This is a genomic window from Marinobacter oulmenensis (assembly GCF_014201735.1).
Lineage (GTDB): Bacteria > Pseudomonadota > Gammaproteobacteria > Pseudomonadales > Oleiphilaceae > Marinobacter > Marinobacter oulmenensis.
On record NZ_JACHFE010000001.1, the window covers coordinates 598,114 to 619,424 of the forward strand.

The 21,311-nt window shown below is 60.1% G+C and carries 19 protein-coding genes; 14 read left to right on the top strand and 5 right to left on the bottom strand.

The window, feature by feature from the left end:
- Positions 1-12: 12 nt before the first annotated feature.
- Complete coding sequence (locus HNR38_RS02765) at positions 13-1,866, bottom strand: histidine kinase (RefSeq protein WP_183699518.1); 1,854 nt, start codon at positions 1,864-1,866, stop codon at positions 13-15.
- 185 nt (positions 1,867-2,051) lie between these two features.
- On the opposite strand from HNR38_RS02765, the gene HNR38_RS02770 reads away from it, so the two are divergent.
- From HNR38_RS02770 to HNR38_RS02810, 9 genes are all read left to right on the top strand, one after another.
- A complete protein-coding gene (locus HNR38_RS02770) occupies positions 2,052-3,323 on the top strand; it encodes an MFS transporter (protein WP_183699520.1) in 1,272 nt (423 codons plus the stop codon).
- 118 nt (positions 3,324-3,441) lie between these two features.
- Entirely contained in the window at positions 3,442-4,191 is a 750-nt protein-coding gene (locus HNR38_RS02775; protein WP_183699522.1) for a Crp/Fnr family transcriptional regulator, read from the top strand.
- 4 nt (positions 4,192-4,195) lie between these two features.
- Entirely contained in the window at positions 4,196-4,576 is a 381-nt protein-coding gene (locus tag HNR38_RS02780; RefSeq protein ID WP_221275626.1) for a putative zinc-binding protein, read from the top strand.
- Between the two features lie 109 nt (positions 4,577-4,685).
- Entirely contained in the window at positions 4,686-6,836 is a 2,151-nt protein-coding gene (nosR, locus tag HNR38_RS02785) for a transcriptional regulator NosR (RefSeq protein ID WP_379919082.1), read from the top strand.
- A 55-nt stretch (positions 6,837-6,891) separates the two neighbouring features.
- Positions 6,892-8,793: a TAT-dependent nitrous-oxide reductase gene (gene nosZ / locus HNR38_RS02790; RefSeq protein WP_183699524.1), complete on the top strand. Its 1,902-nt coding sequence runs from the start codon at positions 6,892-6,894 to the stop codon at positions 8,791-8,793.
- A gap of 228 nt (positions 8,794-9,021) precedes the next feature.
- Positions 9,022-10,290, top strand: a complete 1,269-nt coding sequence (locus HNR38_RS02795) for a nitrous oxide reductase family maturation protein NosD (RefSeq protein WP_183699526.1) — start codon at positions 9,022-9,024, stop codon at positions 10,288-10,290.
- Positions 10,287-11,219: an ABC transporter ATP-binding protein gene (locus tag HNR38_RS02800; protein WP_183699528.1), complete on the top strand. Its 933-nt coding sequence runs from the start codon at positions 10,287-10,289 to the stop codon at positions 11,217-11,219. The genes HNR38_RS02795 and HNR38_RS02800 overlap by 4 nt, the downstream gene beginning before the upstream one ends.
- Positions 11,216-12,046: an ABC transporter permease gene (locus HNR38_RS02805; RefSeq protein ID WP_183699530.1), complete on the top strand. Its 831-nt coding sequence runs from the start codon at positions 11,216-11,218 to the stop codon at positions 12,044-12,046. The genes HNR38_RS02800 and HNR38_RS02805 overlap by 4 nt, the downstream gene beginning before the upstream one ends.
- A gap of 13 nt (positions 12,047-12,059) precedes the next feature.
- Positions 12,060-12,608 carry a nitrous oxide reductase accessory protein NosL gene (locus HNR38_RS02810; protein WP_183699532.1) on the top strand — a complete coding sequence of 183 codons (549 nt, stop codon included), beginning with the start codon at positions 12,060-12,062 and terminating at the stop codon, positions 12,606-12,608.
- Between the two features lie 15 nt (positions 12,609-12,623).
- Here HNR38_RS02810 and HNR38_RS02815 read toward each other — a convergent pair whose 3' ends face one another.
- The 3 genes from HNR38_RS02815 to moaA are packed head-to-tail and all read right to left on the bottom strand — an operon-like array spanning position 12,624 to position 17,017.
- Positions 12,624-14,354 carry a thiamine pyrophosphate-binding protein gene (locus tag HNR38_RS02815; RefSeq protein ID WP_183699534.1) on the bottom strand — a complete coding sequence of 577 codons (1,731 nt, stop codon included), beginning with the start codon at positions 14,352-14,354 and terminating at the stop codon, positions 12,624-12,626.
- Between the two features lie 26 nt (positions 14,355-14,380).
- On the bottom strand, positions 14,381-15,991 hold the full coding sequence (locus HNR38_RS02820; RefSeq protein WP_183699536.1) for an FAD-dependent oxidoreductase: 1,611 nt from the start codon (positions 15,989-15,991) through the stop codon (positions 14,381-14,383).
- Between the two features lie 33 nt (positions 15,992-16,024).
- Positions 16,025-17,017: a GTP 3',8-cyclase MoaA gene (gene moaA / locus HNR38_RS02825; RefSeq protein WP_183699538.1), complete on the bottom strand. Its 993-nt coding sequence runs from the start codon at positions 17,015-17,017 to the stop codon at positions 16,025-16,027.
- Positions 17,018-17,202: 185 nt separating this feature from the next.
- Between moaA and HNR38_RS02830 the strand changes: the two genes are divergently transcribed.
- The 5 genes from HNR38_RS02830 (at position 17,203) to HNR38_RS02850 (ending at position 20,683) form a co-directional block, all read left to right on the top strand.
- Positions 17,203-17,595 (top strand): YbaN family protein, encoded by a 393-nt coding sequence (locus HNR38_RS02830; RefSeq protein WP_246362287.1) that lies wholly within the window; start codon positions 17,203-17,205, stop codon positions 17,593-17,595.
- 25 nt (positions 17,596-17,620) lie between these two features.
- Complete coding sequence (locus HNR38_RS02835; protein WP_183699540.1) at positions 17,621-18,058, top strand: RrF2 family transcriptional regulator; 438 nt, start codon at positions 17,621-17,623, stop codon at positions 18,056-18,058.
- 113 nt (positions 18,059-18,171) lie between these two features.
- A complete protein-coding gene (locus tag HNR38_RS02840) occupies positions 18,172-18,555 on the top strand; it encodes a CidA/LrgA family protein (protein ID WP_183699542.1) in 384 nt (127 codons plus the stop codon).
- Positions 18,548-19,285: an LrgB family protein gene (locus HNR38_RS02845; protein ID WP_183699544.1), complete on the top strand. Its 738-nt coding sequence runs from the start codon at positions 18,548-18,550 to the stop codon at positions 19,283-19,285. The genes HNR38_RS02840 and HNR38_RS02845 overlap by 8 nt, the downstream gene beginning before the upstream one ends.
- 39 nt (positions 19,286-19,324) lie before the next feature.
- Positions 19,325-20,683, top strand: a complete 1,359-nt coding sequence (locus tag HNR38_RS02850; RefSeq protein WP_183699546.1) for a TrpB-like pyridoxal phosphate-dependent enzyme — start codon at positions 19,325-19,327, stop codon at positions 20,681-20,683.
- 78 nt (positions 20,684-20,761) lie between these two features.
- Here HNR38_RS02850 and HNR38_RS02855 read toward each other — a convergent pair whose 3' ends face one another.
- Positions 20,762-21,223 carry a PepSY domain-containing protein gene (locus HNR38_RS02855; protein ID WP_183699548.1) on the bottom strand — a complete coding sequence of 154 codons (462 nt, stop codon included), beginning with the start codon at positions 21,221-21,223 and terminating at the stop codon, positions 20,762-20,764.
- Positions 21,224-21,311: the final 88 nt, after the last annotated feature.

Below are 21,311 nucleotides of genomic sequence, written 5' to 3' on the forward strand. Positions count from 1 at the left end.
TGTGGCCGGCGATCAGACCGGCGCTGTTTCTGTCTTTATCAGGTTCCGGCTTTTGGGGATGAAGGTCAGCACGACTTCCACACCTCCCTGCTCCCGGTTGCGGACGGTCACGTCACCGCCAAGGGTTCGGGCCCGGTCCTGCATGATCACCATGCCATAGTGGTTGGTTGGCTGACCTTCGTCCGGGAGCCCTTTGCCATTGTCCAGGACACAGGCATAGACCCCGGGTGATTCAAACAGTACCTGTACCCGGATATCACTGGCGTCGGCGTGTTTGACGGCGTTGGCCAGCCCTTCACGGATAATCTGCAGGGTGTGCACCTCTTCGTTGGGTGACAGGGTCTGGGGGGGCAGGTTGTATTCCAGCTCCACCGGTTTGCCCAGTCGTTCGGAAAATTCTTCGATGGTCCGTTCCAGGGCAGTCACCAGGTCCGGCGTGTCGAGCTTGAGCCGGAAGGTTGCCAGCAGTTCCCGCAACTGGCGATAGGCGCTGTTCAGGCCATTGCTCAGTTCGTCCATGATGTCGGCATGCAGTTGTTCCTGTTCGCCTTCGATGTTCAGCCGGCGCAGACGGGCAACCTGCATTTTCAGGTAAGACAGGGACTGGGCCAGGGAATCGTGAAGCTCCCGGGCGATGACGGTGCGTTCCTCGTTGAGGGTCAGTTGCTGTTCTTCGGTAATCTGACGCTCCAGGAAAATGGCGGTGGCCAACTGGTCGGTCAGGGTCTCCAGCAGTCGCCGGGAAGTGGCAGACAGCCCGGTCCGGGCCGGGTACCAGACCTCCAGTGTGCCCAGCAACTGGCCAGGTGTGCGGATGGGTAACAGCAGGCGACGACCATCACTGTTTGCCAGGGGCATCTGATCAAACTGCTCGGGGCTGACCAGGCAGGCGTTGCAGTGGTGGTCACGGCAATAGAACGGGCGCTTGGCGGTGGCGGTGGTGATGGCCTCCACCGGCTCTGAGGATTCCTTGTCATGCAGGTAGAGGCGAATCGGGCCGATGCCCAGTAGCCGCTCCAGTTGGTGCAGCATGGGGATGGCGCCGCTGCAAAGATCATGGTTGGCGAACAGGCCACGGCTGGCGGAATGCATCGCCTGCAGTGCGGCATGGCTGATTTCCAGTTCTTCGGTTTTCTGGCGGGCCCGGCTTTCCAGTTCATGGTAGGTCTGGGCCAGCTCGTCGGTCATCTGGTCAAAAGCGGTCCCCAGTCGTGCCAGCTCGTCCGAGCCTTCCAGCCGGGCCTTTCGGGAAAAATCCTGCTCGCCCACCGCATTGGCAATGGCAACCAGTTTCAGCAGCGGACGGATAATCCGGTTTTTCAGGTCAAGGAACAGGGCCACCACGATCAGGATCGAGAACACCATGCTGATAATCTGGATCAGGTGCAGGAGGTCGATGCGGGCCTCGGTGCGTTCTTCGAGCATGGTGACCAGGCGGTCCACCTGACCGGTGTAGGTTTCCACGGCAGACATCAGTTCCCGGGAAATGGGCTGGCCCACCGAATGACGGGTGAGCGCGGGCTTGAGCAGGGTATTCCAGGTTTCATTCACTGTGCGGTACTGAACAGCCAGCGGATGGTCGTCGGTTTTGGGGATCGAATGGGTGATGACCGGCGCGTGCAGGCGCGCTTCGTAGTCTGCCAGTTGCCTCTGCTGGCTCTGGGCTCCCGGCCCCGGTGGTACGCCTGAACGGGACACCAGCTGGAACGCGCCCATGCGCAGTGAACCGGCAACGTTGATGGCGGTTGCGTTACCTTCAATGCTGCTGGAAACCGCCAGGGTCGTGGCCATGCTGACAATGGCGGTCAGCACAATCGCGCCAATGACAATGCCGATTCGGTTTACCAGGGGATTTCTTGCAGTCATGGGGAGCCTGGGCAGTGGTTCTGTGCTGATGTCGTGCTTTGCGGGGAATTATGGTCGAAAACCAGGAAACCTGATACCTCTTCTATGATAGTCAATTACCCCGATGGTTGATAACCCATCATAGTCTTTGACCGGCTGTCTGTCCCGGAGGAAGAATAAATTTCGGAATTCCGGGAGAGGGTGGTATGCAGGAGCCTTGGCAGGAGGAGGACGGGACGTCGCTGGCGGTGGTTTTACCACTGGCGGTGACCGGCTTTGTGGTGGCGGCCGGTTGCTGGACGTTGTTTGCCGTGGCCGGCGTTGAACTGAGGCAGGGGTTGGCCCTGAACAGTCTCCAGTTCGGCGCTCTGCTGTCTGCGCCGATGGCCGTCAGTGCCGCCCTGGCGATTCCAGCCGGGCTGGCAGCCCGTAACCGGGGTGCCCGTCAGGTGATGCTCTGGTGTCTGGCAGGGCTGGCGGCCTGCATGGCGTTGCTGTTGCTGGTGGATACGTTTATCGGCTATCTGCTGGTTGCCGGCGGGCTTGGCCTGGCCGGTGGTTTCTACAGTGCCGGTCTGCAGTTTGTCATACGCCATTGTCCGGTTCGCCGCCTTGGGCTGGTGCTTGGGCTTTTCGGGGCAGGGGTAACCGGCGCTGGCCTGAACTATTATCTGGTGCCGCTGTTCCACGAGGCGTTTTCCTGGCAGGGCGTGCCGGTAGCCTACCTGATTGTATTGCTATTGCTGATTGCTCTTCTGATGATGCTGACGGATCGGGAGCCGGCTCTGGCGGCAGATTCTGCCCAGCGGGTATCCATGGTGGATTTCGCGCAACGCCTGAGTCATGGGCCGACTTTCCGTTATTGCCTCTATTTCGGTGTGGTCGCCGGCAGCTTCTTTGCGCTCGCGCTCTGGTTGCCTGATTTTCTGTCAGCACAGTTCGGTCTGCACCTGAATGAAGGGGCGGGCCTTGCTCAATGGTTCGTGATTCCAGGGGCTCTGGCGCAGGTGGTTGGGGGCGGGCTTTCTGATCGCTATGGCAGCGCCCGGGTTGCCATGAGAGCGCTGGTAACTTGTCTGATGGCGCTGTTCGTTCTGTCTTACCCTCCCATGACCATGGCGATTCAGGGTATCCGGTCCGTCATTGTCATTGACTTTGCCATGCCCCTGCCCCTGGAAACTGCCATTGTGGTCCTGCTGGGACTCGCCATGGGCTGTGCCATGGGCAGCCTCCAGCATCGGGTCATTCTCGCTCACCGCATTGAGGCTTCCCTGTTCGCCGGATTTTTGCTGGTAGCCGCCTGTAGCGTGGCGTTTGTGTTGCCCATGGTCTTTGGTGCAATCAACCAGTGGCTGGGCATCCGTACGGCCGTGTTCATGGTTCTGTTCGGATTGCTGTCGGGCACGCTCTGGATGTTCGCCTGGCAGTTGCGGGCAGACCCGGCCCCGGCGACCTCTCCTCCCAATGGATTGAGCTGAATCAATTCCCTGCCGGTTATCCGGATTCTACCCCCATCGGGGGAGCGATTTTTCCGGGGGCTGGGTCTAGCATTATAAACAAATATTCTTGATGAATGATTATGCAGGGGGTATTCCCATGGCCGTCACTCAAGCCGCCAACACGCAGTACTCCAAGCCTGTCCTTGTGGCTGTAAACAGCAGTCTGGAAGAGGACGACGGTCTCCGGGCGATGCGTGCGCACGCCATGTTCCGTAGCTTGAGGTCGGCGGATATGGAGCGCCTGATCCAGCAATCCCGGCGTCTTCGGTTGGGGCATCACCAGTTACTGTATCGCCAGGACATGCTGGCCCATCATTTCTTTTTTGTGGTGTCCGGGCGGTTACGTCTGTATCGCCTGGATTCGTCCGGCGTGGACCGCACACTCGACAGTATCGCGCCCGGTGACTGCTTCGCCGAGGTCATGATTTACGCGGACCCGCCCCGTTATGCCTGCTATGCCGAGGCACTGAAGGCATCGGAAGTGATGATGGTGCCGATCCGGGCTTACCGCGAACTGCTGGACCGGCATCCGGAATACGCCCGGGCTGCGCTGGGGCATTACGCCAAGCGCGCTGTGGACCGTTTCCACGAACTGGAAATCATGACGGTACAGAGCGCCCGGGACAGGCTGGTGCGCTACCTGATTGATCTTCTGCCGGAAGACGCCAACCAGGGCGGCGAGGTCGAACTGCCACTGCCCAAATGCCTGGTGGCTTCCCGCCTGGCCATGCAGCCTGAGACATTCTCCCGGATTCTGGCGGAGCTCAAGTCCAACAACCTGCTCAGGGTGAACCGCAGCCGTCTGTTCATTCCGGACTCCAATGCCCTGATGCAGATGGGGCAGTAACGCCATGTCTGATGGAGACGCCATAAAACCCCGCAAGCAGCGCCCGCTGATCTATGCCTGCTCGGGTTGTTCCGATGTGGCACAACTGGCCAATAACGCCGCCGTGCGTCTGGATCATTCCGGTGCCTTTGAGATGTCCTGCATTTCCGGTGTCGGAGGCCAGGTGCCGGCCCTGGTCAAAACGGCCCGGTCAGGGCGGGCTATCACCGTGATCGATGGTTGTCCTCTGCACTGTGCCCGGGCCTGCCTGGCAAACATCGGCGTGGTGCCGGAGCGGCATGTGCGCCTGTATGAAGTTGGCTTCCGCAAGCATTACGGCCAGAGCTACGACGAACGCGCGGTTGATGACGTGTGTCGGCTCATCCTCAGCGACTCCGGCGACTGAGGAGCTCGGGCACTGCATTGCTCCGGGTGAGTATTTAAAAAGAGGTATTTGATTTGAAATTAATCCGCATAGGCTTGGAAGGTATGAAACATCGGGCCGGGGAGGTCGTGTGACGCTGGTTTCAAGGATTGTACTGCTCTGTGTTCTGTTGGCTGGCCTCGCCGGCGGGGCAGTGCAGGCTGCGCCTGTTTCCGAATACCAGCCGGTAGCTGGCCGTCAGGTGATTGAAAACGCCTTCCCGGAAGCCAGCCGTCTTGAGCCTCTGGATGGGAACCGGGCCATCCAGGCCCTGTATGCCGGTGAGCAACTCAAGGGCTATGTCTACCAGAGCCTGGACTTTGTCCAGACGCCGGCCTACTCCGGTAAGCCGATCAACGCGGTGGTGGTTCTGGACCCCGAAGGCGAAATCCGGGCGGCCCGGGTTATCGAGCACCATGAGCCCATCCTTCTCGTAGGTATTCCCGAGCGCAAGCTGCACGAATTCACCGATCAGTACGTTGGCCTGAAGGCTGACCAGAAAGTCACGGTGGGTGGTACGTCCAATGAGCGCAAGATTGCTGTGGATGGTGTGTCCGGCGCCACGGTGACTGTCATGGTGGTCAATGAGGTGCTGATGCGCACCGCCCACCGGGTGGGTGTGGAAATCGGTGTGGTGGAAGGCGGCGCTTCCAATCGGCCGCCTATTGCACAGGTACAGAAAGACGGCTTCCAGCCACGTAGCTGGCAGGAGCTGACCGGCAACGGCGCGATACGCCGGCTGCGCCTGACACGGGGCCAGGTGGATGATGCTTTTAAGGGGACTCCCGCCGAAGACGTCGATCGTGCTTCACCGGAAGAGCGCGACGATACCCTGATCGACCTCTATGCCGCCTATCTGGATGTTCCCAGCATCGGGCGCAACCTGCTGGGTGAAAACCAATACCAGCGACTGACCCGCGAGCTGAAGCCCGGCGAGCACGCCATTGCCGTCATGGCCAACGGAGATTATTCCTTCAAGGGCTCCGGCTATGTCCGTGGCGGCATTTTCGATCGCATTCAGATCCGCCAGTTCGGTGACACCTTCAACTTCCGGGACCTGGACTACTATCGCCTGAGCGATGTGTATGCCGAGGGTATGCCGGACTTCAATGAAATGGCGATCTTTATCGTTCGCCAGCAGTACAACTTTGATCCGGGTACGCCCTGGACTCTGGAGCTGACCGTCAAACGCCAGACCGGTCCACTGGACAGCGAGTTCCAGGTCTTTCCTCTGGAGTACCAGTTGCCTGACCAGTATTTCACTCGACCCGAGCCGGTGCTGACCGAAGAGGAGTGGCTGGAGTCACAGCCCATGTGGGTGCAGGTCTGGTATCAGAAACAGTTCCAGATCACGGTGCTGGGCCTGGGGATCGGGGTTCTGCTGTTCATCCTGTTCTTCCAGGACTGGCTGGTGAAAAAGCCCCGGATGATGCGCTGGATACGGCATGGCTTTCTGGTTTATACCCTGGTCTTTATCGGCTGGTATGCCCTGGGGCAGTTGTCCATCGTCAATGTGCTGACCTTCGTCAACAGCCTGATCAGCGGCTTCAAGTGGGCAACTTTCCTGATTGATCCGATCATGTTCGTGCTCTGGGCCGTGGTGGCCGGCATCGTCCTGCTCTGGGGGCGGGCGGTCTACTGTGGCTGGCTGTGCCCCTTCGGTGCCCTGCAGGAACTGCTCAATGAGATCGCCCGCAAACTGAAGATTCCCCAGTACACGGTGCCGTTCGTCTGGCATGAGCGGCTCTGGGCCATCAAGTACATCATCCTGCTGGTTCTGTTCGGGGTGTCCCTGGAAGCCATGGGCACCGCGGAGCAACTGGCGGAAGTGGAGCCGTTCAAAACCGCAATCACCCTGCATTTTGCCCGCAGCTGGCCCTTTGTGGTCTACGCCGTGGCGCTGCTCGTCGTCAACCTGTTCACCCGCAAGGTCTATTGCCGCTATCTCTGCCCCCTGGGGGCCGCCCTGGCGCTGCCGACCAAACTGCGCGTGTTCGACTGGCTCAAACGGCGCAAGGAGTGCGGTAACCCCTGTCGTCTGTGTGACAAGGAATGCGAGGTGCAGGCCATTCATCCCGATGGCCACATCAATTACATGGAGTGCCACTACTGCCTGGATTGCCAGATGACCTATTTCGATGACCACAAGTGCCCGCCGCTGATCGTTAAACGTCGGGGCCGGCGCCGTGGTCACAACGCCCCCGGGCACCCGGAGCAGATTCCCGTGGCCCAGGTGGAGTAAGCAGCAGTACCCGAAAAAATGAAAACCGTCATAACCAGAAACGGAGATAGAGGCTATGAAAAAACGAGATGAACTGACCAATGACGTGCCGGAACCGGCTGAAGGCGGCCTGAGCCGCCGCCGGTTCATGGGTGCCGCTGCCCTGGCGGGTGTGGCGGGTGCCTCCGGCCTCGGTACGGCGGTCATGTCCAGGGACGCGTTTGCCGCTGCGGCAGAGGAAGCGCGCAATAACTATGTGATTCACCCGGGCGAACTGGATGAGTATTACGGTTTCTGGAGTGGCGGCCACTCCGGTGAAGTGAGGGTGCTGGGCATTCCCTCCATGCGTGAGATCATGCGGATTCCCGTGTTCAACGTGGACTCGGCCACCGGTTGGGGTCTGACCAACGAGAGCAAGGATGTTCTGGGCCATGACAACACCCACCTGAACGGTGACTGTCACCACCCGCACATTTCCATGACCGACGGCCGTTACGACGGCAAATACCTGTTTATCAATGACAAGGCCAATACCCGCGTGGCGCGTATCCGCCTTGATATCATGAAGTGCGACAAGATCACCACTATTCCCAACGTGCAGGCAATCCACGGGCTGCGGCTGCAGAAAGTACCGAAGACCAAGTATGTCTTCTGTAACGCAGAGTATGTCATTCCGCATCCGAACGACGGCAGTGACACCAGTCTGGAAAGCAGCTTTACCATGTTCAACGCCCTCGATGCCGAGACCATGGAAGTGGCCTTCCAGGTGATCGTCGATGGCAACCTGGATAACACCGACGCCGACTACACCGGCAAATACGCCTGTTCAACCTGCTACAACTCCGAGAAGGCGCTGGATCTGGCGGGCACCATGCGTAACGATCGCGACTGGGCGGTGGTGTTCAATATCGAACGCATCGAGCAGGCGGTCAAGAACGGCAACTACAAGACCCTGGGTGATTCCGAGGTGCCCGTGGTTGATGGTCGCCATGGCTCCGAACTGACCCGTTACATCCCGGTTCCCAAGAACCCGCATGGTCTGAATACGTCTCCGGATGGCAAGTACTTTATTGCCAACGGCAAACTGTCGCCGACCTGCACCATCATCCAGATCGACAAACTGGACGATCTGTTTGCCGGCAAGCTGGAGAACGAGCGTGATGTCGTTGTCGCTGAGCCTGAACTGGGTCTGGGGCCGCTGCACACCACCTACGATGGCCGTGGTAATGCCTACACCACGCTGTTTATCGACAGCCAGGTGTGCAAGTGGAACATCGAGGATGCCATTCGTCATTACAACGGCGAGAAGGTGAACTACATCCGCCAGAAACTGGATGTTCATTACCAGCCGGGCCACAACCACGCTTCTTTGACCGAGTCACGGGATGCCGATGGCAAGTGGCTGGTGGTGCTGTCCAAGTTCTCCAAGGACCGCTTCCTGCCAGCTGGTCCCCTGCATCCGGAAAACGATCAGCTGATCGATATTTCCGGGGAGGAAATGAAGCTGGTTCACGATGGCCCGACCTTTGCCGAGCCTCACGACTGCATCCTGCTGCGCCGTGATCAGATTACCCAGACCAGGAAAGTCTGGGACCGCGAGGATCCGTTCTTTGCCTCTGCCCGTGAGCAGGCACAGAAGGATGGCGTTAACCTGACGGCCGACAACAAGGTTGTCCGTGACGGCAACAAGGTGCGGGTCTACATCACTTCCGTTGCGCCCCAGTACAACCTGACCGAGTTCAAGGTGAAGCAGGGGGATGAGGTGACGGTCTATGTGACCAACCTGGATACCATTGAGGATGTGACTCACGGTTTCTGCATGGTCAACCACGGTGTGAGCATGGAAATCAGTCCGCAGCAGACATCCTCTGTGACCTTTGTGGCTGATAAGCCGGGAGTTCACTGGTACTACTGCAACTGGTTCTGCCATGCGCTGCACATGGAGATGCGTGGTCGCATGCTGGTTGAGAAGGCCTGATAGGCTGCCTGTGTACCGGAGCTCCTGTTTTGGGGCTCCGGTATGTCCTTGAATTGGCAGTAGCAAACCAAGAGGAGGACCCTTTCCAAAACACGCTCCTTGCGGCACATCCATGTGACGCTTGAGCTCCGCCTTCCCTGGCTCCGCACAGTTTTGGAAAGGGTCCTCCTCTTGGCTTGCCCAGCTTCGGTATTGACCGAAGATAACTTTAGTTTCTGAGAGACATCGATGTATTCACCTTTGCGTTATGGAGTGGCCCTGACCGTCGCTCTTTTATCGCTAACCGCGCATGCGGACTTACAGGAACAATTGGATACCCTGGAACCAGGCGCCGCTTTTGAGCTTCCCGCCGGGCAGGTGCCTTCGCTGGCCATTCGGGTGCCCGGGGTAACGGTGTCTTGTCATCCCGACACCGTGATTGACGCTGGTGGGCAGGGTAATGCGGTGCATGTTGTTGCCGAGAAAGTGACTTTGTCCGGCTGCACCGTGCGTAACTGGGGCAACGACCTGAACGAACTGGATGCGGGGATCTTTGTGGCCCGGGAGGCGCAGGGGGTGATGATTGAGAACAATCGGTTGCAGGGGCCGGCGTTCGGGGTCTGGCTGGACGCAACGCCGGATGTCACGGTGCGCAACAACCATATCCGGGGTGACACCAGTCTGCGTTCCCAGGATCGGGGCAACGGCATTCACCTGTTCAATACCACCGGGGCGCTGATTGAAGGTAACGACATCAGCCAGACCCGTGATGCCATTTATATAGAGACGGCCAACCACAATACCCTGCGGGGCAATGTGATGACCGATCTGCGCTACGGCATCCACTACATGTATTCCATGGATAACCTCCTGGAGAACAACATCACCCGGGGAACCCGGACCGGTTATGCGCTGATGCAGAGCAAGCGGCTGAAGGTGATTAACAACCGGTCCGAGAGTGACGAGAACTACGGCATCCTGATGAATTTCATCACCCAGTCGGAACTGCGGGGTAATGTGGTGACCGGGGTATCCCAGGGCCAGTCTGCCGGAGTCTCCATCGACGGTGCCGAGGGCAAGGCGGTGTTTATCTACAACTCCCTGTACAACACCTTTGAAGGCAACCTCTTCGCTCACAGCGATATCGGTATTCACCTGACTGCCGGTTCCGAGGACAACGCGGTATTCGGTAACGCTTTCGTGGATAACCAGCGGCAGGTGAAATACGTTGCCACCCGGACCCAGACCTGGGCCGATGAGCAAACCGGCAACTACTGGAGTGACTATCTGGGTTGGGACCGGGACCAGGATGGCATTGGCGATGTGCCCTATGAGCCCAACGACAACGTGGACCGGCTGCTCTGGAAATACCCGGAAGCCAAGGTCCTGATGTTCAGCCCGGCGGTGGACACCCTGCGCTGGGTGCAGGAGACCTTTCCGGTGGTCAAGTCGGCCGGGGTGAGCGATCCGCACCCGTTGATGCGCATACCTGAACCTCTGCAATCGGAGATCCGATGAACTGTTTTGAGCTGGAGACGGTCAGCCATCGTTATGACCGGGAAGATGTGTTGCGGGACATCAGCCTGCAGTTGAAGCCGGGAGAAATCCTGGGTCTGTTCGGCCATAACGGGGCCGGAAAGACCACGACCATCAAGCTGATTCTGGGGCTGATCAAACCCGGCGCTGGCCGTGTGTCTGTACTGGGGGGCGAAGCGGGCGATCCCAGGGTGAGCCAGCATATCGGTTACCTGCCCGAGAACGTTATGTTTTACCCCCAGTTGACCGGGCGGGAAATTCTCAGCCACTTCGCCCGGCTGAAAGGGGCTTCGCCCGGGCAGGTGCCGGACCTGTTGGCGCAGGTGGGCCTGGCGGATGCCATGGATGCCCGCACCCGCACATACTCCAAGGGGATGCGCCAGCGCCTGGGTTTGGCCCAGGCCCTGTTGGGCAAACCCCGGCTGCTGATGCTGGATGAGCCTACCGTCGGACTGGACCCGGTTGCCACCGCCGACCTGTATCGACTGCTACAGCAACTGAAAGACGAAGGCTCCGGCATTGTGCTTTGTTCCCACGTGTTGCCCGGGGTGGAACCCTATATTGATCGGGCAGCCATCCTGACCGATGGCAGCCTGAAAGCGGTGGGTGACCTGCCGTCATTGCGCCAGCAGGCGAATATGCCAGTGACTCTGGGGCTCTCTCCTGTGGCTGCCATTGATTCGCTGGCGGACGCTGTCGACACGGCCGCCGATGGTCTGGGCGCGGCGTTACGCTGGGAGGGTGATCAGCTCAGCGTGGATATTGCCCCGCAGAATAAAATGGCGTTCCTGCAGGCATTGCTGCCTTCCGGCGCGGTTGCGGATCTTGCCATCCACCAGCCAAGCCTGGAGGACATCTACGTACACTTTATCGGTGCCGGCGGTCTTGCCCACCGGGGAGGAGGCCAATGAACGCTGTATGGACCATCGCCCGGAAGGAATTGAGTGACAGCCTGCGCAACCGGTGGCTGGTGTCTATTGCCCTGGTGTTCGCGACCCTGGCGCTGGGCATTGCCTGGTTTGGTGCGGCGGCCTCCGGGCAGGTTGGTTATGCCTCCACGCCGGCGACCATCGCCAGTCTGGCCAGCCTGGGTATTTTCCTGATTCCGCTGATCGCCCTGCTGCTGGCTTACGACGCCATTGTGGGGGAAGAGGAGGGCGGCACGCTTCTGCTTCTGATGACCTATCCGCTCAGTCGCACCCAGTTGCTGCTGGGCAAGTTCCTGGGCCACGGCCTGACTCTGGCTCTGGCAACGGTGATGGGGTTTGGCGTGGCGGGTATTGCCATCGCACTGCTGGTGGATGACGTGGCCATTGCCGGCCTGGCGACGGCCATGGCCCGGTTCATGGGGTCCACGATTCTGCTGGGGTGGGGCTTTATCGCTCTGGCCTATCTGGTCAGTGTCCGTGTCAGCGAGAAGCCGGTAGCCGCAGGCCTGGCCCTGGCGATCTGGTTTTTCTTTGTGCTGATTTTCGATTTGATGTTGCTGGGAGGACTGGTGGCCAGCGAGGGAACACTGAACCCGGAGCTTCTGCCCTGGCTGCTGTTGCTTAATCCCACCGATATCTACCGGTTACTGAATATTGTGGCGTTTGGTGGTAGCGACTCCCTGAGTGGTGTGCTGAGTCTGGGCTCAGACCTGCCGGTCGGGCCGGCTGGCCTCTGGCTGGCTCTGCTTCTGTGGTGCGGGCTGCCATTGGCCGGCGCCCTGATGCTTTTCCGTAATCGTCGAATCTGAGGGGACTATGACCATGGCGAGTTTTTTCATGCGGTGTTCCGGGCTCGTGCTGGCCGCTCTCTTATTGGCAGGTTGTTCGCAGGAGTCATCAGAAACTGCCGAGCGCCCGGACCCGGTTCATTTTGAGTCCGCAGACGAGTGCCATGTCTGCGGCATGGCGATCACCCGATTCCCGGGCCCCAAGGGCGAAGCGTTTCCCGAGAATGGCGGCGGCGTGCACAAGTTCTGTTCCACCCGGGATCTGTTTGCCTGGCTGCTGCAACCGGAGAACAAAAACCGGGACCATACCGTCTACGTGCATGACATGGCCCGCTCTGACTGGCATACGCCGGATGATCGCCATCTGGTGGATGCCCGGCAAGCCTGGTATGTGGTCGGATCGGAAATGGCCGGGGCCATGGGCCCCACCCTGGCGTCATTTGCTAACCAGGATGATGCACAGGCCTTCGCCGGAGACTTCGGTGGCGAGGTCCTGGCCTTCGCCGAGGTGACCATGGCCCATCTTAATCAGGGCATGTCCATGGGCAGCATGGAGCCCATGGAGGATATGACGCACGAGTGAGTGCGTCGCGCCCCGTCAGGGGCGCACCTTCCGCCAGAGCGCCCGGCCAACAATGCGGACCTTGTCCCGGGTCGCCATGCGCCCGAGGTTGGTTTTTACCACGCCCCGGGTGAAACGGGTGGGTTTGCTGTAGTCGATGCGCACGTTCACCAGAACGGGCCGCCCTTCCGCCGATTTGGCCAGGGCCGCCCTGATGGCATCGGTGACCTCTTCGTTGCCGTTCATGGCGACGTATTCCACCCCGAAGGCCCGGGCAAAGGCCTCGTAGTCCACCTCGCCCAGCACCGTGCAGGTCTTCTGGTTGTAGGGAATCTGCTGGGCCTGGGCGATCTGGGACAGTTCGCCGTCATTGAACACGAACACCACCACACCCAGTTGCTGGCGCACGGCGGTGACCAGCTCCATGCCGGTCATCAGCAGGGCGCCATCGCCGACGATGCCCACCACCTGCCGGTCCGGGTTGGCCAGGCCGGCGCCGATAACTCCGGGGATGCAGTACCCCATGGCATTGAAATCGCTCGGGGACATGTAATTGCGGGCGCCCAGGATGGGCATCAGCTCGGCCACCAGGAAGGTGTGGTTGCCGTCGTCCGCCACCACAATGGCATCGTCGGCCAGTTGCTGGCGCAGTTCGGTGAAAAACCGTTCCGCGTTGACCCGGTCGCCGCTGTCGTGATCCTGCCATTCCTTGCGGTACTCGGCCTTGTCGGTGGCAATCTGGTCGCGGATGCCCGTTTCGGCTGCCTCCGGTTTCAGGGTTTTGACAGCCTCAAGCAGTGCCGGCACCAGAGTTCGGGCATCGCCTTCCAGGGTGTGGCTGGCCGGGTAGTTGGCACTGAATACCTCGGGGTTGATGTCGATGTGGATCAGGTTGTCCGGGGGCGTGATGCCGTAGCTGCCGGTGGGGATCTCGGAGAAGCGGGTGCCGATGGCCAGCAGGCAATCCACATGCCTGAACGCATTGGTGGCAGCGGGGACGGCGTAATCCCCCATGCCCATACCGGTGTGCAGTGGGTGGTTGCCGGGAAAGGCACTGAGGCCCTGGAGGGTCGTTGCCACCGGCGCGTCCAGGTGTTCGGCCAGTTCAATGAGCGCCGGCTGGGCATCAACCGCGCCCCAGCCGGCAAAGATGCCCGGCTTCTTCGCCCCGGCGAGCGCCTTTGCCGCGGCTTCGATCAGTGACTGATCCGGCTGTGCCTCACTTTGCGGTGGTTGCCACTGGGGCAGATCATCCACGTCACCCAAGAAATTGCTGATGTTGTACGGGATCTCGACGAAGACCGGGCCGGGTTCGCCACTGTTGGCGGTTTCGTAGGCCTTGTAAAGGGTGGGAATGATGTCCCGGTGACTCTCCACCCGCCAGGTGCCCTTGGTGATGGGTTTGAGCAGGGTGTGCTGGTCCATCTCGTGCAACTGGTAGCGGTGTTCGGTCCGGGAGTGAATGCCACCGGAGATGATCAGCATTGGGATGCCGTCGATACCCGCCTCGCCAATACCGCTGGCGGCGTGGGTGACCCCGGCCGCTGGCACGATCAGCAGGGTGCCGATTTCGGCGCCGGTCCGGCTGACCGCATCGGCCATGAAGGCGCCGCCGCACTCGTGGGCAACGAGGGTGGGGGTAATGCTTTCCGAGCGGTCGAGTTCGTCATAGATTTCGGTGGTGTGGACCCCGGGGATGCCGAAAGTCCTGCGAATGCCCAGTTGTTCGAGAGCGAATCGTACCAGTGCCGCGCCGGATTTTTTCATGACCGTTCCTTGTTGTGTTTGTTGATTCAGAGCCGGCCGCTGATGCTTTGGGCGGCCCGACGACCGTTCAGAATGCAGTTGGAGAGGAAAGTGCCTTCCAGTGATCTTATACCGGAAATACCGCCACCACCGAATCCGGCCGCTTCACCCGCGGCATAGAGACCGGGAATGGGCTGGTCCGAGGCATCCAGTACCCGGGATTCCAGATCTGTGCGTATGCCGCCCATGCTCTTGCGGCTGATCAGTTGCTCGCGGATCGCGATCAGAGGCCCGGCTTTGGGATCAAGGATGGGTTGCAGGTTACAGGTGCGCAGTTTGTCCGGACCCCACTGGTGCAGGTGTTGCAGGCGGCGGATCTGGTCGTCATTGGCCAGGCGGGAGCTGCATGCAAGCTGGTCATCCCAGGCCTGAAGGTCGGCGATCATGCCTGCTGTGTCGACCGGCACCGTGCCGTCGACGCCGGCCATCGCCTGTGCCAGCTGTTCCGGGGTGTCGGCAACGACCACGTCCGGGCATTCGGCGATCAGCCAGTCCATCAGGGCCGGGTTGCCGCCGCGCAGGGCATGCCATACGACCTTCAACAGCTTGCCATCCCGGAAATCGGGGTTGCTGTCAGTGCCGGACACCGCCAGTTCGCGCACGGCAATACGCCGGTTCATTACCTGCCAGGAATACTGGTTCGGCAGGTGTCCGATCTGTTTGCAGAGATCGTGGGTGTCGAATCCGGTCACCAAGGGCATGGGGCCGATGCGCCGTCCGTAGCAGTCCATCCACAGGGCCGACCGGGGAGGAATCAGGCTCAGGCCATGATGTTCGAATTGTGGCTGTGGATGACGGACTCCGGCGGCGTAATTCCACATCCAGTGCAGGTTAACCACCTGGCCGCCGATGGCATCGACCTGATCATGAAGTGCGCCGTCAGCATCGGGGCTTGAACCGGCAAGCAGGTTTTCCGGGGCGGGGCCGTAACAGGCATCCCAGTGCTCCCGGACTTTTTCCAGGTTGCCGTTGATGCCCCCGGTGCAGACCACGGTGTTGTCTGCGGTTATTTCGAAGGGCTTGCCGTCTTCGGTCTGGCCCCGGCAACCCGTGACACCCCCTGCGTCCTGGGTCAGTGTCTGTACCCGGTGGTTGCGCAGTATGGTCAACCGGTCGCGGCTGGGGTGCTGTTCCAGCTGTCTGATCAGGGTCTGGACCACGCCACGGCCGCAGCCCCAGGCAATGTGGTAACGGGGGCGGCGGTTACCGTCGCCGTAGAGGCCCCGTTCCACCCACTGGACGGAAGGGACAAACCGGATGCCGCGATCGTGCAGCCAGTCATAGATCATGCTCCGGTTTTTCTCGGCATAGAGGCTCGCCCAGGCCCGACCCCAGCGATCACCGTCGCCGAATCGGGCGGCTGTCAGCCAATCTTCCAGCAGCAGTTCCGGGGAATCCTGTATGCGGTTGCGTGACTGTTCCGGGGTGTTGATCAGTAGCATACCGCCAAAGGCTTCATTGGCCTGGCCGCCAAGGGCCTGACCACTCGAACCATCTACCAGAGTGATGGCAAACCCGCTGTCGAGCAGTTCAAGAGCCGTGGTGATGCCGGCGAGGCCGGCGCCTATGATGACAACATCGGTTTTGTCGTTGTTCATTATTGTTGTCCGGTTTATGGGATGGTTGCTCCATCACCCTCCGGTCATATTCATGAAGCGGAGTATCTGCACATCCCCGTCTGCGGAGAAGTGGTGGCGTTCAGGTTTGAGATCCATGGCGCCGATAATGGCCTGACGCACTGGATCGTCATTATCGGGATGTGCCCGCAATACGCGCCGCAGGTCCATCGAATGTTCATTGCCGAGGCACAGCAGTAGGCGGCCTTCTGCGGTGACACGGACCCGGTTGCAACTGGCGCAGAAGTTATGGGAATGGGGGGAGATAAAGCCGACCCGAACCGGGCTGTCCGGCATGCGGTAATAGCGGGCCGGGCCTCCGGAATCGTCCGTGGTCGGGATCAGTTCGTGGTGCTTGCTGATGATGTCCCGCACCTCATCGCTGGTGCACAGGCCCAGGCCCCGGTCGTGCTCGGAGATTTCGCCCAGAGGCATCTCTTCGATAAAACTGATGTCGATGCGCTTGCGCCGGGCAAACTCGATCAGCTCGGGTACTTCGTCATCGTTGCGCCCCTTGATCACCACGACGTTGAGTTTGATGCCGTCAAACCCGGCTTCGCGGGCTGCGTCGATGCCGTCGAGTACGTTCTCGAGCCGACCGGTCCGGGACAGTTCCCGGAACCGCGATGGATCCAGCGAGTCCAGACTGATGTTGACCCGATGCAAGCCCGCTTCACGCAGTGGCTGCGCCATGCTGGCCAGGCGGTTGCCGTTGGTGGTGAGCGCAAAATCCCGAAGCCCGTAACCGCCAATTTCTTCCACGAGTTCGAGCACGTTGTTGCGTACCAGGGGCTCGCCGCCGGTGAGGCGGATCTTTTCTGCGCCCAGTGACACGAAGTTGCGGGCGACCCGGGCAATTTCCTCCAGGGTCAGAATCTGGGCCTTGGGCAGGAAGGTCATGTCTTCGGACATGCAGTAGACGCAGCGAAAATCGCAGCGGTCTGTGACCGACAGTCGGACGTAGCTGACGGTTCTGCCGAAGCGGTCTGTCAGACGGTTTCCGGACATGGTTCCTATACCGAAACAATGGATTAAGGATTACGGTAGCACGGCAGGCGCAGTTAAACCACGGTCGCTTTTCCGGGACCTCTGGAGGCGGCAGGGGCGTGGTTTTTCTACTAAGATATATTTTGTATATGAGATATAAGGGCGCATGTCCCGTGCCGGTAAATCAGGGTAGAATGATTGCAGACATGAACGTTTGTGAGGCTCGTGCCATGCGTATGAGTGTCGGTAGAACCGGTTTTCGACTTCTTGCGTATCTTTCACTGGGACTTGCGCTGGCGGGGGTTGTATTACCCCTGGTGCCAACCACGCCATTCGTGATCCTGGCGGCCTGGTTCGCCAGCAAGGGATCGCCGGCTTTTGCCCGATGGCTGGAACAGCACCCACAGTTTGGCCCTGCCATTGAACAGTGGCGGCAAAGGAGAGCCATTCCCCTGAAGGCCAAGATCCTGGCCTGGGCGATGATGTCGATAAGCTGGGGGATGCTACTGATGCTGGGAGCCTCAGGGCTGGTTCTGACCATTTCCGGTCTGTTCCTGCTTGCGGTTGCTGGCTATATGCTCAGTCGACCGAGCTACTGAAGTTATCTGTTATCTGGAGCACTGAATGCACATCACCCGTTACACCGATTATTCACTCAGGGTCCTGATCTACCTGGCGGCAGAGGGTGATCGTCTTGCGACCATCCAGGAAATCGCAGATAGCTACGACATTTCCAAGAATCACCTGATGAAGGTGGTCCATCAGCTCAATAAAAAGGGCTACATCGAAACCATCCGTGGCAAAAAGGGTGGCATGCGCCTGAATATGAAACCGGCAGACATCAACATCGGCATCCTGATCCGGGAAACCGAACAGGACCTGAGTATTGTTGAATGCTTTTCCGGCAAGAATGGATGCCGCATAACTCCGGTCTGTGGTCTGAAGTCCATGTTTGGTGAAGCCCTCAAGGCGTTTCTGGATGTACTTGATCAGTACACACTGGCGGATGTTATCCAGAGTCAGCATCGCCCCCAGTTGATGCGCTTGCTCCAGATCGCCTGACCCTTTTCTCCATTCTGTTCTCCGGCTGGAACTTCGCAGTATAGTGTGGGGTCTGGTGGCCGGGGCCTCTGGTATTCCCGGCTGGATCCTGAGTTTTTGTGGGGATAACCGACATGCAGTTCCTCAATGGAATCACCCTGCTTCTGGTGTATCAGTTAGTGGGTGAGATCACCGTGCGCCTGTTTGCCCTGCCGATTCCCGGTCCGGTGCTGGGCATGGTCATGCTGTTCGCAACCCTGGCGATTCGGGGCGGGACGCCCGCGGCTGTGGATCATGCCTCATCGACTCTGCTCAGTCACCTGTCGCTGCTGTTCGTGCCCGCCGGTGTTGGCATGATGGCGCATTTCGACCGGATTGCCGCCGAGTGGCTACCCATTACTCTGACCCTGTTTCTGAGCACCATCGTCACCATGGTGGCTACGGCGATAGTCATGCAGGTGACCACCCGCTGGCTGACGGGGAACGCCCGGGAGACGCAGGAGGCCGATCATGACTGAGCCCGGGCTGAAGGATATCTGGGTCTACCTGTCGGCGTCGCCGCTGATGGGGCTCACCATTACGCTGGTGGCCTACGGGCTGGCTTTCCGGTTATATCAGCGCAGCAATGGTCACCCTCTGGCCAATCCGGTGGTCACTTCCGTGCTGTTGCTGATCGGCCTGCTGTTGGCGACGGGTACTCCGTATAGTGACTATTTCGAAGGCGGGCAGTTTGTGCACTTTCTGCTGGGACCTGCGACGGTGGCCCTGGCGGTTCCGCTCTATCAGCAGCTGTCGCGGTTGCGGCAGCTCTGGCTGCCGGTGGCCATTTCTCTGGTGGCGGGTGTGGTGATCGCGGCTACCAGCTCAATCGGGCTGGCCCGGCTGTTCGGAGGCTCGCTGGAAATACAGATGTCGCTGGCACCGAAATCCGCCACAGCGCCGGTGGCGATGGGGATTTCGGAAAAGATTGGCGGCCTGCCATCGCTGACGGCAGTACTGGTGGTGACCACCGGCATTATTGGCGCCGTGCTGGGCACCAAGCTGTTCGAGTGGGTCCGGGTGCGGGATGACGCGGCCCGGGGTATCGCCATGGGCGTGGCCGCTCACGGTATAGGCACGGCCCGGGCGTTTCAGGTGAACAATCAGATGGGCGCGTTCTCGGGGCTGGCCATGGCTCTGTCTGCATTTGCCACGGCCCTGGTGGTGCCCTGGCTGGTGGATCTTATGGAAACGTGGCTGCCGGTCTGAGCGGGCCGGACGACAACAACTCTCAGGGTGAGGAAAACCATGCAAACCAAGTACGTACTTGATGAGGATCGCATTCCCCGATACTGGTACAACCTGCAGGCCGATTTCCCGGAGCCTTTGCCGGCGGTGCTGCATCCGGGCAGCCAGCAACCGATTACTGCGAGCGATCTTGAGCCTCTGTTTCCCCAGGCGCTGATTGAACAGGAGGTGTCCACCGAGCGGGAAGTCGAGATTCCGGAGCCGGTTCGGGATGTCTACCGCCTGTGGCGCCCGGCGCCCATGTACCGGGCCCATGGTCTGGAAAAAGCGTTGGGCACACCGGCAAAGATTTTCTACAAGTATGAGGGGGTGAGTCCGGCGGGCAGTCACAAGCCCAATACCGCGATACCGCAGGCCTTCTACAATCGGGAAGCGGGTATCCGGACCCTGACCACCGAAACCGGGGCCGGTCAGTGGGGCACGTCACTGTCGTTTGCCGGATCCCTGTTTGATCTGGATGTCACGGTGTTTCAGGTCCGGGTGTCCTATAACCAGAAACCCTATCGTCGGGCGGTCATGGAAACCTACGGAGCCCGGTGTGTGCCTTCCCCGTCAGAACTGACAGAGTTCGGTCGCAAGGTGCTGGCCGAGACCCCGGAACATACCGGCAGTCTGGGGATTGCCATTTCCGAGGCGGTGGAGCTGGCGGCACAGGATCCGGGTACCAAGTACGCCCTGGGGTCGGTACTCAACCATGTGCTGCTGCACCAGACCGTGATTGGGCTGGAAGCCATGGAGCAGATGGAGATGGCCGACTGCTGGCCGGATGTCATCGTGGGCTGTACCGGGGGTGGCTCCAACTTCGCGGGTATTGCCTTCCCGTTCATGGGGCATGCCCTGCGGGGCGGTGAAAAGTCACGGATTGTGGCGGTGGAACCCTCGGCCTGTCCGACGCTCACTCGCGGCAGGTATGCCTATGATTATGGCGACACCGCGCACATGACGCCGTTGACCAAGATGCACACCCTGGGCTCCGGTTTCACGCCGCCGGGCTTCCATGCCGGTGGTCTGAGGTATCACGGCATGGCGCCAATGGTGTCTCACGCCAGTGAACTGGGCCTGTTTGATGCCGTTTCCTACACTCAGCGCGAATGCTTCGAAGCCGGCGTGCTGTTTGCCCGCCACGAGGGCATTGTGCCTGCGCCGGAAGCCAATCATGCCGTCAAGGGCGCGATTGAGGAGGCACTGCGGTGCAAGCGTGAGGGCCGGGACGAGGTCATTCTGTTCAACCTCTGTGGTCATGGCCACTTTGATATGGCGGCGTACACCTCGTACTTCGCCGGCGAACTGCACGACCACGAGTACGATGAGCAGGAGCTGGCGATGGCCCTGTCCGGCCTGCCATCGGTCAGCGGCTGATCAGGCCGGCAGCACAGGGCCTGTGTTGCCGGCGGTTGTATTGGGGGCTGGTTGTGCCGGTTTGCAGGTCATCCAGGCTCAGTCATCCCGTTTGATGCGAACCGGTTCCAGCTCGCCTTTGCGGAACTCCAGTTCCAGCTCTCGACCGGTGTCGTCTTCACCTTCCACCTCGACTTCTCCGCGACGGTCGACCTTGATTTCATCCACGGTCGCCATGCCTTCATTGGTGGCGGCCTCAAGGTAGTCCTGGATTTCGCCGGCACTCAGGCCGTAGGGTTCGCGCTCGTATTTGCGGCGCTCTTCCTTGCGGATGGTGCCATCACCGTTCATGTCCAGTTCAACGTACCAATCGTTCATCCAGCCTTCCAGCTCAATATCATCATAGCCTCCGTCGCTGAACTCGACGCTGCGGAACTGGGTGATGCCGTAGTCTGTTCCCTGGGACAGTATGCGGTCCGCCTGGGAGGGAGACGTCTGGGCGATCGCCATGGGGGCGGTTGCCAGGCCGGTGATCAGGGTCAGTGTCATCAGTTTTTTCATGGTCAGCTCCTTGTGTCTGCCGATATGATGGATACAACGGGTGGCGGAGTGCTTCTGCCACCAGCGTGATGCCAGATTACCCCGGTGC